The following is a 12,172-nucleotide window of genomic DNA, read 5'->3' on the forward strand; positions in this document are numbered from 1 at the left end:
TGGGGGACGTGATGACGGGTCAGCCAGAGCTGACGGGGCGCCACCGCGCGGAGGTCGACAGACTGCTGGTCCGCGCGGCGGAGGAGGAGGTGCGGGTCTCCGACGGCCGCGTGGACGGCGAGCAGCTCCTGCAACGCGCCCGCGGCACGCTTCCGGAGATCGTCCGCCCCGCGTTCGAGGAGTACGAGGCGCTCGTGCGGGCCGAGTCCGACGTCGCGGCCGGCCGGCTGCGGGACCGCTTCACCGGACGGGCCCTCCGCGGTGCCCTGGCCACCGCGGGCGGAGCCGCCCTCGCCGCCCTGCTGCTGATCGGCTCCCTCGACGGCTCGGTGACGACGGCCTACGGCGACGCCGCCCTCGTCGGCCTGGCCGGCCTGGCCGGCTTCGTCCTCCAGGCGGTCCTCGCCCACCTCTGGTCCGCCGAGAGCGTCGCCGGCCGACGCAACCAGCCGGGCGGCGTCGAGCAGCTGCGGCTGGCCTGGCTGACCGCCGTCGAGGTGCGCGGCATCCGCCCCTACATGGAGCAGCAGCGGGCCCTCGCCCCCCGCGTGCGGCCCCTGACACCCGCCCAGCGCGACGCGCGTCGCCAGGCCGCCCGGTCCACCCGCGACCGCAGCGCGGCGGCCCGCACCCGCTCGGTGCTCGCCCGCTCCTTCGACCGCCTGCCCGAGCGCGGACACCCCTTCATCGGCCGCCGCCGCCAGCTCACCCAGCTCACCCAGTGGGTCAACCGCGACCGCGCCCGCACCGAGACCCGCCCCACCGTCGTCGTGCTCCACGGCCCCTCGGGCACCGGCCGCACGATGCTCGCGGTCTGGGCCGCCCACGAGATGCGGGAGCTCTTCCGCGGGGCCTGCCTGGTGGACCTGCGCGGCCAGAGCACCGACCCGCTGCCCACCCGCGACGCCCTGCTCCACCTGATGAACCGCCTCGGCGCCCCCCGCGAGCAGCTGCTCTTCCGCGAGGGCATCGGCCGCGGCGCCGACCCGGCGCACCTGCGCCGCCTCGCCGAGCGGTACCAGCAGCACCTCTCGGGCCTGTCCGTCGTGGTCATCCTCGACGACGCCACCGACGTCGAGCAGGTCCGCACCCTGATCCCCGAGCGCTCCGACTCCCTGGTCCTGGTCACCGCCGCCGAGCCGCTGCCGCTCCCCGCAGACCTGCCGGCCTCCGTCCACCAGCTGGAGCTCGGACCCCTCGGCCAGGACTACACGGAGGAGCTGCTGCGCGCCTCCGTCCCCGGCGGCCAGACCGTCGCCTCCGACGACGCGGACCGCTGGCGTGCCATCGCCGAGCTGTGCGACAGTCGCCCGCTGCTGCTGCGCCTGGTCGGCTCCGCCCTCGGCGAGCGCACCCCCGCCCAGCTCGCCGACGACCTCGCCGCCTACGGCGAGGCCCTCGACCCGGCCGAGCGCGCCCTGCGCCTGCGCTACGCCGACCAGCCGGAGGCCGCCCGCCGCCTGCTGCGCCGCCTCGCCCTCGCCGGCCGCGCCAGCCTCGGCGCCCGCGCCGCCGCCGCGCTGCTCGACGTCGGCCAGCAGGAGGCCACCCGCCACCTGGAGGCGCTCCACCGCGCCGGCCTGCTGCGCCACGTCCGCGGCAGCCGGTACCGCCTCCACGACCTGGTGCGTCGCTTCGCCCGCGCCCGCCTCTTCGACGAGGAGAGCGACGAGGAGCGCTCGGCCGCCCAGGAGCGCCTGATCCGCAGCTACGCCGAGCTCGCCGACACCGTGATCCGCCTCGTCGACGGCAAGACCTCCACGCGGGCCGACGTGCTCCCCGCCGCCGCCGGCGAGCACGGCTTCTCCTCGCTGGAGGCCGCGCTGCGCTGGCTGGACGACGAGACCAGCTTCATCACCGCCACCCTCCGCTACGCCGACGAGCGCGTGGACCGCCAGGCCGTCCAGCACCTCCTCGGCGCCCTGTGCGACTACTGCCTGCTGCGCGGCGACCTCTACCGCCTCGGCGAGCTCAACGAGCTGACCCAGGCCGTCAACGAGGGCCTGCTGACCCGCTCCGTCCAGTGGCGCACCGGCGTCGCCGCCCGCCAGATCGGCGAGCTGGACAAGGCCCGCTCCACGCTCTCCTCCGTCGTCACCCTCTACCAGCAGGCGCACCACGAGGCGGGCACCGCCCGCGCCCTGCGTGACCTCGGCATCACCCTCCAGCACCAGGGCCAGCTGCGCGAGGCCGCCGGCCGGCTGCGCGAGGCCCTCGACCTCCAGCAGGGCGAGGAGCTCGCCGGCGACCGCGCCTGGACCCTGCACGCCCTGGCGACCGTCGAACGCGAGCAGGGCCGGATCCACACCGCCCGCCGCATGCTCGCCGAGGCGCTCAGGCTCCACCAGGGCAGCGGCAGCGTCCACGGCGAGGCGTGGACCCGTTTCCAGCTCGGGCAGACCCTGCTGCGCGGGGGCAACATCCCGGCCGCCGAGCACGAGATGCGCTCCTCCCTCGACCTCTACGAGCGCTCCCGCGACGTGCGCGGCGTCGCCTGGGCCCTCACCGAGCTGGGCCGCGCCCGCCTCTACGACGGCGACGCGGACGCCGCGCTGGAGCAGCTGCGCGCCGCGCTGGCGCGCCACCACGACACCGAGGACGCCCGAGGCGAGGCGTGGACCCTGTACTACCTCGGGCAGGCCCAGGAGGAGGACGGCGACCGCGCCGAGGCGGTGCGGACGCTGGAGCGCGCCCGCACCATGTTCAGCCGCATGCGCGACACCTACGGCCTGGCCTGCGCCCGCCACCACTCCGCCCGCGTCACCCGCGACCAGAGCGCCGAGAGCACCGGCTCGCTGCGCAACACCGGCTTCGCGCGGCAGCTGCTGACCGAGGCACGCCGCGACTTCCAGCGCTCCGGCGTCGTCCACGGCGAGGGATGGTGCTGCGTCGAGCTGGCCGTGATCGAGGCGGGCAACGAGCGCCTGGGCCAGGCGCTGGAGCTGGCCGACGAGGCGCTGCGGATCTTCACCGAGGGCTACGGCGAGGGCCGCGGCGACGCGCGCGGCGCGGACTGGGCGCAGTTCCTGCGCTGCACGCTGCTGCCGCTGGCCTCACCGGGCGGCTCCGAGGTGGGGCAGGCCGTGGCACAGGAGGAGCTGGACCAGCTGCTGCGGGCCGAGCACCCGCTGCGCGACCCGCACCTGACGGACTGCGTCGCGAGCTACGCGCTGATGCTCCAGCGGGGACAGGGCCCGGAGTCGGGCTGGACGGCCTGGCGTCTGGGCATGGTGCCGCGCCGCGGCGCCAGGGACCACTTCGGCGTGGTCTCGTAGACGTGGTCTCGTCGACGCTCCCACCGGACGCGTGCGGGACGGGCCGGCCGCGGAAGCTCGACAGGCCCCGGCGCCGTGGGGCGCCAGGGCCTTGGTGAGGTCGCCGGCACACGCCGGCGCGCCCCGGACTCAGGCGGACGACGAGGTCGCCGAGGACGTGGAGGCCGAGGCGGAGGGTGTCGGTGTCGGGGACGTGCCGGAGGTCGGGCCGTCCTTGCCGCCCTCGACCTCGAAATCGATCTTCCCCAGGTGTTTGCTCATGGACTTCAGCAGAATCCACACGCCGACGCCCAGGACCGCGAACACGACGAAGCCGAGCACGCCCGGCGTCACCGTGTACTTGTCGAGCTCGTCAGCGAGGGGAATGTCCTCCATCATGGTCTCAATTCTGGCGGATGCCGGCGAAGAGGTCTGACTCGGGGAGGGACGTGTCCACGCGGGAGCGGGCCAGCTCGTAGTCCTCGGTGGGCCAGACCTCCTGCTGGAGCTCCATCGGCACCCGGAACCAGCCGCCGTCGGGGTCGATCTGCGTGGCGTGCGCGATCAGCGCCTTGTCGCGCACGGGGAAGAACTCCGCGCACGGCACCCGCGTGGTCAGCTCCCGCTCCGGCCGGTCGGAGTCGTCCCACCGCTCCAGCCACTCCGCGTACGGCGACTCCAGGCCCCGCGCCAGCATCGCGTTGTGCAACGCGAGGGTGCGCGGGCGGTTGAAGCCCTGGTTGTAGTAGAGCTTCAGCGGCTGCCAGGGCTCGCCGGCGTCCGGGTACCGCTCCGGGTCCCCCGCCGCCTCGAAGGCCACCACGGAGACCTTGTGGGTCATGATGTGGTCGGGGTGCGGGTACCCGCCGTTCTCGTCGTAGGTCGTGATCACGTGGGGACGGAAGGAACGCACCAGCCGTACGAGAGCCTCGGCCGCCTCCTCCACGTCCTGCAACGCGAAACAGCCCTCGGGCAGCGGCGGCAGCGGGTCGCCCTCCGGCAGCCCGGAGTCGACGAAGCCGAGCCACTCCTGCTTGACGCCCAGGATCTCCCGGGCCTCGGCCATCTCCTTCGCCCGCACCTCGTGAATGTGCTCCTCGATGTACGGGTCCCCCTGGAGCTTGGGGTTGAGGATCGAACCCCGCTCGCCACCCGTGCAGGTGGCGACCAGCACGTCGACCCCGTCGGACACGTACTTGGCCATCGTCGCCGCGCCCTTGCTGGACTCGTCGTCCGGGTGGGCGTGGACGGCCATGAGTCGAAGCTGCTCAGTCAAGACTTGGATCCCTCGTGTTGTGCCGGTCGTCGATGCTGGTCGTCGGCGCCCGTCGGATGCCTTCTATAGTGACCGATGACCTCGACCCCCTATTCCCCTTTTTCCGTCCGCAGCCGACCGAGGACCGAAGGACCATGGCCAACGACCGCACGGTGCCGCCCGAGGGGCGCTACGGCCGCTCCCGCGCGGAGCGCGCCCGCACCGACCGGCGCCTGACGATCACCGGGATCGTCCTCGGCGTCGCCCTGCTGGCCTTCGTCGCCTGGGCCGGGATCTCCTACGTGTCGGAGCAGCGGGTCTCCGGCGAGCTCACCACCTTCGACGTGGTCTCCGACACCGAGGTGCGCCTCAGCCTCGCCGTCCGCAAGCCCGCGGACACCGACGGCGTGTGCACCGTGCGGGCGCAGGCCGAGGACGGGCTGGAGGTGGGGCGCACGGAGCTGCGCCTCACGGACGAGGGCGACGACATCCACCGCGCGTTCACGCTCCGCACCACCGAGCGGGCCACCGCCGTGGAGCTGCTGAGCTGCTCGGAGGCCTCCTGAGCGGCCCGCCGGGGACCCCGGTGTTTGCCACTGGGAGCGGAGGGTAATCCTTCCGAACATCGATCGGCATTGTTAGAGTCGAGATTTCGATCGAAGATCCGCCCGTCCGGGAGCGACACTGTCCGGGTCGGGCGTCCTTCTTTGGCGCGCCCGTTCGCGCCCACCCTTGTTGATGACCCTCTCGACACCCACCCGAGGAGCACCTGTGACCCAGACCGGCGACACTGTCACCTGGCTGACCCAGGAAGCGTATGACCAGCTCAGGGCGGAGCTGGATCATCTGTCGGGTCCTGCCCGCGTCGAGATCGCGAAGAAGATCGAGCAGGCGCGTGAAGAGGGCGACCTGAAGGAGAACGCCGGGTACCACGCGGCCAAGGAGGAGCAGGGGAAGATGGAGGCGCGGGTGCGCCAGCTGACCCAGCTGCTCCAGACCGCGCGCGTGGGGGAGGCTCCCGCCGACACCGGCGTCGTGGCGCCGGGGATGGTCGTCACGATCGCCTTCGACGGCGACGACGACGACACGCTGACGTTCCTCCTCGCCTCCCGCGAGTTCGCCACCACGGCTGTCGAGACGTACTCGCCGCAGTCCCCCCTGGGCAGCGGCGTCATCGGTAAGAAGGTCGGCCAGGAGGCGGAGTACGAGCTGCCCAACGGCTCGAAGACCCGCGTGAAGGTCCTGGAGGCCAAGCCGTACCAGGCGTAGCGGCGGGCGGCGGGGCGGGCGTGGCCCGAATCCTCGCGCGGACGTGACGCCCGCCCGATGGGGAGCGAGGATGGGGGTATGGCCAACCGACTGTCCACGGAGACCTCCCCGTACCTCCTCCAGCACGCGGACAACCCGGTGGAGTGGTGGCCCTGGTGCGCCGACGCCTTCGCCGAGGCGCGCCGACGGGACGTCCCCGTGCTGCTCAGCGTGGGATACGCCGCCTGCCACTGGTGTCACGTCATGGCCAGGGAGAGTTTCGCCGACCCCGACACCGCCGCGTACCTGAACGAACACTTCGTGTCCGTGAAGGTGGACCGCGAGGAGCGGCCCGACGTGGACGCCGTGTACATGGAGGCGGTGCAGGCGGCGACGGGCCAGGGGGGATGGCCCATGACCGTGTTCATGACGCCCGACGCGGAGCCGTTCTACTTCGGCACGTACTACCCTCCCGAGCCCCGGCACGGCATGCCGTCCTTCCCCGAGCTGCTGCGTGGCGTGCACGACGCGTGGTCCGAGCGGCGCGGTGAGGTGGCCGGGGTCGCCGCCCGCATCGCCGGGGAGTTGGCGGGGCGGGAGGTGCCCTACGAGGCGCCGGCCCCGCCCGGCGCGGAGGACCTGGCCGCCGCCGTGGCCGCGTTGGAGCTGGAGTACGACGCGACCCACGGCGGCTTCGGCACGGCACCGAAGTTCCCGCCCGCGATGGTGCTGGAGTTCCTGCTCCGGCACCACGCCCGCACGGGTTCGGTGCGCGCCCTGGCGCGGGCGGAGCACACCTGCGAGGCCATGGCGCGCGGCGGGATCTACGACCAGCTCGGCGGCGGCTTCGCGCGGTACGCGGTCGACGCGCACTGGGGCGTCCCGCACTTCGAGAAGATGCTGTACGACAACGCCCTCCTCGCCCGCGTCTACACCCACCTGTGGCGGGCCACCGACTCCGCGCTGGCCCGCCGCGTCGCGCTGGAGACGGCCGACTTCATGGTGCGCGAGCTGCGCACCCCGGAGGGCGGCTTCGCCTCCGCGCTCGACGCTGAGAGCACCGACCCCGCCACCGGCGAGCACGCCGAGGGCGTGTACTACGCCTGGACGCCGGCCCAGCTGAGGGAGGTTCTCGGCCAGGACGAGGGGCGGCTGGCCGCCCGCCTGCTCGGGGTGACGGAGTCCGGCACCTTCGAACGGGGCGCATCCGTGCTCCGCCTCGACGGCGAGGAGGTGCCGCCCGCGATCCGTGAACGGCTGCTGGCCGCCCGCGAGCTGCGCCCCCGCCCCGCCAGGGACGACAAGGTGATCGCCGCGTGGAACGGCCTGGCGATCGCCGCGCTCGCCGAGACCGGGGCCTGCCTGGAGCGACCCGAGCTGGTCGAGGCCGCGGCCGACGCCGCCGAGCTGCTGCTCGCCGTCCACCTCACCGCGCGGGAGGGGGAGACGCGCCTGGTCAGGACCTCCCGGGACGGCCGGGCCGGCCCCAGTGCCGGCGTGCTGGAGGACTACGCCGACGTGGCCGAGGGCCTTCTCACCCTCTACGCGGTGACGGGCCGGACGCGATGGCTGGACCACGCGGGAGAGCTGCTGGACACCGTCCTCCGCCGCTTCGCCCGCCCGGACGGCGCGCTGTACGACACGGCCGACGACGCCGAGCGGCTGATCCGCCGCCCGCAGGATCCGACGGACGGCGCCACCCCCGCCGGCTGGACCGCCACGGCCGGCGCGATGCTGTCCTACGCCGCGTACACCGGCAGCGCACGTCACCGCGAGGCGGCCGAGCGGGCGCTGGGCATCGTCACGCCGCTGGCCTCGCGGGCGCCGCGCTTCATCGGCTGGGGCCTGGCCGTCGGCGAGGCCGCGCTCGACGGGCCGCGGGAGGTCGCCGTCGTCGGGCCACGCGAGGACCCGGCCACGGTGGCGCTGCACCGCGCGGCGCTGCTGTCGACGGCGCCCGGCGCGGTGGTAGCCGTCGGCGAGCCCGGGGCGGAGCGGCCGCCCGTCCTCGCCGACCGCCCGCTGCGCGAGGGCCGGCCGGCGGCGTACGTCTGCCGCCGCTTCGTGTGCGAGGCGCCGACGACCGACCCGGCCGTCCTCGCGGAGCAGCTGCGCTGAGGGCGTGCGGGGCGCGGGGCTCAGGCGTGCTGGTACGCCACGATCGAGATCCCGACGTAGTGGACGACGAAGGCGACCAGGGTGAAGGAGTGGAACACCTCGTGGAAGCCGAACCAGCGCGGCCACGGGTTCGGTCGCTTCAGCCCGTAGATCACCCCGCCCAGGCTGTAGAGCACGCCGCCGGCGACGACGAGCAGCAGCACCACGAGGCCGCCCGCCCGTAGGAAGTCCGGCAGGAAGAAGACCGCGGCCCAGCCCAGCGCGATGTAGCAGGGCGTGTAGAGCCAGCGGGGAGCGCCGACCCAGAAGACGCGGAAGGCGATGCCGACGATCGCGCCCGCCCAGATGCCCCACAGCAGCACCTGCTCGCGGGCGCCGTCCAGCAGCAGGATCGTGAACGGTGTGTAGGTGCCGGCGATGATCAGGAAGATGTTGGCGTGGTCCAGGCGCCGCAGCACGGCGGTGGCCCGCGGCCCCCAGGTGCCGCGGTGGTACAGCGCGCTGACGCCGAAGAGCAGGCAGGCGGTGAGCGTGTAGACGGCGCAGGCCACGCGCCCCTGCGTGCTGTCGGCGAGCGCCGTCAGGAAGACGCCGGCTATCAGCGCGGCCGGGAACATCCCGGCGTGGAGCCAGCCGCGGAGTCGGGGCTTGACCGCGGCGGCGGCGATGAGAGGCGCGTTCATGTCCGGATCGTACCGGCCCGCCCTCGCGGCACCCGGCTCCCGGCACCCGGCTTCCTGCCCTCCGCCCTCGGTTCGCTCATCTGAGCACCACTGGACACAGGAGTGAGGAGGGGGCAGTATCAGATGAGCGAACTCAATCACCAATGAGCGAGTCTGCCCCCCGGGTCCCGTGCACGACCCGCGGGAACGCCACCCTCATCCGCAGCACCCACACCCCAGGAGCGATCGTGACGCTCACACACGCCGGTCCCGTCGACGCCACCACCGCGCCCACCCGCCACCGCGAGCTCCTCGCCTGGGTCAGGCGGATCGCCGAACTGACCCAGCCGGCGGAGATCGTCTGGTGCGACGGCTCGCAGGAGGAGTACGACCGCCTGTGCGCCGAGCTCGTCGCGAAGGGCACCTTCACGCCGCTCAACCCCGCCAAGCGGCCCGGCTCCTTCCACGCCGCCTCCGACCCGAGCGACGTGGCGCGCGTCGAGGACCGCACCTTCATCTGCTCCGAGCGCGAGGAGGACGCCGGCCCCACCAACAACTGGCTGGCCCCCGACCGCATGCGGGAGATCCTCACGGGCACCGACGGCGAGGGCGGCCTGTTCCGCGGTGCCATGCGCGGCCGCACCCTGTACGTCGTCCCGTTCTGCATGGGCCCGCTCGGCTCCCCCCTCTCCGCGCTGGGGGTGGAGATCACCGACTCCGCCTACGTCGCCGTCGCGATGCGCACCATGACCCGGATGGGCACCCCGGTGCTCGACGCGCTGGGGGAGGACGGCGCGTTCGTCCGCGCGGTCCACTCCGTGGGCGCCCCGCTCGCCCCGGGCGAGCGCGACGTGCCCTGGCCGTGCAACGCCACGAAGTACATCTCACACTTCCCCGAGACCCGCGAGATCTGGTCCTACGGCTCGGGCTACGGCGGCAACGCGCTGCTGGGCAAGAAGTGCTACGCGCTGCGCATCGCCTCCGTCATGGCGCGCGAGGAGGGCTGGCTCGCCGAGCACATGCTGATCCTCAAGCTGACGCCCCCGGACGGCCGCGAGCCGCGCTACGTCGCCGCCGCCTTCCCCTCCGCCTGCGGCAAGACCAACCTCGCGATGCTGGAGCCGACGCTCCCCGGCTGGCGGGTGGAGACCATCGGCGACGACATCGCGTGGATGCGCTTCGGCGAGGACGGCCGGCTGTACGCGATCAACCCGGAGGCCGGCTTCTTCGGCGTCGCCCCCGGCACCGGCGAGCGCACCAACGCCAACGCCATGCGCACCCTGTGGGGCAACGCCGTCTTCACCAACGTCGCCCTGACCGACGACGGGGACGTCTGGTGGGAGGGCATGACCGACGAGCCGCCGGCCCACCTCACCGACTGGCGCGGCGAGGCGTGGACCCCTGAGACCGGCACCCCGGCCGCCCACCCCAACGCCCGCTTCACGGTGCCGGCCTCGCAGTGCCCCACCATCGCGCCCGAGTGGGACGACCCGGCCGGCGTCCCCATCTCCGCGATCCTCTTCGGCGGTCGCCGCGCCACCGCCGTGCCGCTGGTCGTGGAGTCCTTCTCCTGGCAGCACGGCGTCTTCCTCGGCGCCTGCGTCTCCTCGGAGAAGACCGCCGCCGCCGAGGGCACCGTCGGCGAACTGCGCCGGGACCCGTTCGCGATGCTGCCGTTCTGCGGCTACAACATGGGCGACTACTTCGCCCACTGGCTGGAGGTGGGCGCGCGGGCCGGAAAGCAGGAGCTGCTGCCGCGCATCTACCACGTCAACTGGTTCAGGAAGTCCGCGTCGGGAGACTTCCTCTGGCCCGGGTTCGGTGAGAACATCCGGGTCCTGAAGTGGATCGTCGACCGCCTGGACGGCACGGCCGAGGGGACCACCTCTCCCATCGGCGTCCTCCCGACGTTCGACTCCCTCGACACCGAGGGCCTCTTCCTGCCCGCCGCGGACCTCGCGCAGCTCCTGGCCGTCGAACCCGCGGTCTGGCGCGAGGAGGCCGCCCTCGTCCCCGACCACCTCGCCACCTTCGGCGACCACACCCCCAAGGCCCTGTGGCAGGAGTACAACGCCCTCCTCACCCGCCTCGGCTGAACCCCCGCCCCTGGACCGTCCCGGGGCGCCCCGCGAACCGGCCCCGCACAACGGCGTGCGGGGCCCTCGGGTCGCGGCCCCGGCCCGGCGCGGACCCGTGCCGCGGTCAGTACTGGGCGTAGCCGTCGAGGAAGGCGCCGATCCGCTCGATGGCCGCGCTGAGCTGGTCCACCGCCGGGAGCGTCACGATGCGGAAGTGGTCGGGCTCCGGCCAGTTGAACCCCGTGCCGTGGACGACCATGATCTTCTCGGCCCGCAGCAGGTCGAGGACCATCAGGCGATCGTCCTTGATCTTGTGGACCTTCGGGTCGAGCCGCGGGAACGCGTACAGCGCGCCCTTCGGCTTCACGCACGTGACGCCCGGGATGCTCGTCAGCATCTCGTACGCCACGTCACGCTGTTCGCGGATGCGACCGCCCGGCAGCACGAGCTGCTCGACGGACTGACGGCCGAAGAGGGCCGCCGCCACCGCGTGCTGGGCCGGCATGTTCGCGCACAGCCGCATGTTCGCCAGGATCGTGAGCCCCTCGATGTAGCTCGCGGCGTGGTCCTTCGGGCCGCAGACCGCGAGCCAGCCGCAGCGGAACCCGGCCACCCGGTAGTTCTTGGACAGGCCGTTGAACGTCAGCGTCAGCAGGTCCGGGGCGAGGGCGGCGGTCGAGGTGTGGGTGGTGCCGTCGTAGAGGATCCGGTCGTAGATCTCGTCGGAGCACAGCACCAGGCGGTGGCGGCGGGCGATGTCGGCCAGCTGCCGCAGCACCTCCTCGCTGTAGACCGCGCCCGTGGGGTTGTTCGGGTTGATCACGACCAGGGCCTTCGTCCGGTCGGTGATCCTGCGCTCGATGTCGGTGACGTCCGGCATCCAGTCCGCCTGCTCGTCGCAGCGGTAGTGCACCGCGCGCCCGCCGGCCAGCGAGACCGAGGCGGTCCACAGCGGGTAGTCGGGGGCGGGGACGAGGACCTCGTCGCCGTCGTCGAGGAGGGCCTGCATCGCCATCTGGATCAGCTCGGAGACGCCGTTGCCGAGGTAGATGTCCTCGACGGAGAGCATGATGCCCTTGGTCTGGTAGTGCTGCATGACCGCGCGCCTGGCCGACAGCAGGCCCTTCGCGTCGCCGTAGCCGTGGGCGTCCGCGACGTTGCGCAGCACGTCCTCCAGGATCTCCGGGGGGCACTCGAAGCCGAACGCCGCCGGATTCCCGGTGTTGAGCTTCAGGATCCGGTGACCCGCTGCCTCCAGCCGCTGCGCCTCCTCGAGAACCGGGCCCCGGATCTCGTAGCAGACGTTGGCGAGCTTGGTGGACTGAATCACCTGGCTGTGCATGCTCGCCACCTTACGGCTGTGTTACAAGATCGCGCTCTGTGTTTTCGCCCACCCGGGGGTGTGGGGAACAAGTATGCGCCGGCGCATGACCGTCCGGTCGCGCTCCGTTGACCCGTTGCTTACCCGGTGCTAGGTAGGGTCGTGCTGGAGCGGCGGGCGATGGGGTCGAACCGCCGCATCCCTCTCGGTGACACGGAGATGCCATGCAGCTCACC

The 12,172-nt window shown here is 73.1% G+C and carries 9 protein-coding genes; 5 read left to right on the forward strand and 4 right to left on the reverse strand.

The window, feature by feature from the left end:
• Positions 1–11: 11 nt before the first annotated feature.
• A complete protein-coding gene (locus ACTWP5_RS16685; protein WP_443221753.1) occupies positions 12–3,275 on the forward strand; it encodes a tetratricopeptide repeat protein in 3,264 nt (1,087 codons plus the stop codon).
• A 129-nt stretch (positions 3,276–3,404) separates the two neighbouring features.
• Here ACTWP5_RS16685 and ACTWP5_RS16690 read toward each other — a convergent pair whose 3' ends face one another.
• Together ACTWP5_RS16690 and mca are read right to left on the reverse strand one after the other, a co-directional pair.
• Entirely contained in the window at positions 3,405–3,653 is a 249-nt protein-coding gene (locus ACTWP5_RS16690; RefSeq protein WP_443221754.1) for a hypothetical protein, read from the reverse strand.
• A 4-nt stretch (positions 3,654–3,657) separates the two neighbouring features.
• Complete coding sequence (mca, locus tag ACTWP5_RS16695) at positions 3,658–4,530, reverse strand: mycothiol conjugate amidase Mca (RefSeq protein WP_443221755.1); 873 nt, start codon at positions 4,528–4,530, stop codon at positions 3,658–3,660.
• A gap of 134 nt (positions 4,531–4,664) precedes the next feature.
• Here mca and ACTWP5_RS16700 point away from each other — a divergent pair, with 134 nt between their 5' ends.
• From ACTWP5_RS16700 to ACTWP5_RS16710, 3 genes are all read left to right on the forward strand, one after another.
• Positions 4,665–5,075, forward strand: coding sequence for a DUF4307 domain-containing protein (locus tag ACTWP5_RS16700; RefSeq protein ID WP_443221756.1), 411 nt, complete (start codon positions 4,665–4,667; stop codon positions 5,073–5,075).
• A 205-nt stretch (positions 5,076–5,280) separates the two neighbouring features.
• The gene (greA, locus tag ACTWP5_RS16705; protein ID WP_443221757.1) at positions 5,281–5,778 is read left to right on the forward strand and encodes a transcription elongation factor GreA; all 498 of its coding nucleotides are present in this window, start codon (positions 5,281–5,283) and stop codon (positions 5,776–5,778) included.
• Positions 5,779–5,856: 78 nt separating this feature from the next.
• Entirely contained in the window at positions 5,857–7,875 is a 2,019-nt protein-coding gene (locus ACTWP5_RS16710; RefSeq protein ID WP_443221758.1) for a thioredoxin domain-containing protein, read from the forward strand.
• A 20-nt stretch (positions 7,876–7,895) separates the two neighbouring features.
• On the opposite strand, the gene trhA is transcribed toward ACTWP5_RS16710, so the two are convergent.
• Positions 7,896–8,558 carry a PAQR family membrane homeostasis protein TrhA gene (gene trhA, locus ACTWP5_RS16715; RefSeq protein WP_443221759.1) on the reverse strand — a complete coding sequence of 221 codons (663 nt, stop codon included), beginning with the start codon at positions 8,556–8,558 and terminating at the stop codon, positions 7,896–7,898.
• A gap of 143 nt (positions 8,559–8,701) precedes the next feature.
• Between trhA and ACTWP5_RS16720 the strand changes: the two genes are divergently transcribed.
• Positions 8,702–10,633 (forward strand): phosphoenolpyruvate carboxykinase (GTP), encoded by a 1,932-nt coding sequence (locus tag ACTWP5_RS16720; protein WP_443221760.1) that lies wholly within the window; start codon positions 8,702–8,704, stop codon positions 10,631–10,633.
• Positions 10,634–10,739: 106 nt separating this feature from the next.
• Here the strand turns inward: ACTWP5_RS16720 and ACTWP5_RS16725 are convergent, their stop codons facing one another.
• Positions 10,740–11,957, reverse strand: a complete 1,218-nt coding sequence (locus ACTWP5_RS16725) for a pyridoxal phosphate-dependent aminotransferase (protein WP_443221761.1) — start codon at positions 11,955–11,957, stop codon at positions 10,740–10,742.
• Positions 11,958–12,172: the final 215 nt, after the last annotated feature.

The sequence above is a fragment of the Streptomyces sp. 4N509B genome, assembly GCF_052245655.1.
Taxonomy (GTDB): Bacteria; Actinomycetota; Actinomycetes; order Streptomycetales; family Streptomycetaceae; genus Streptomyces.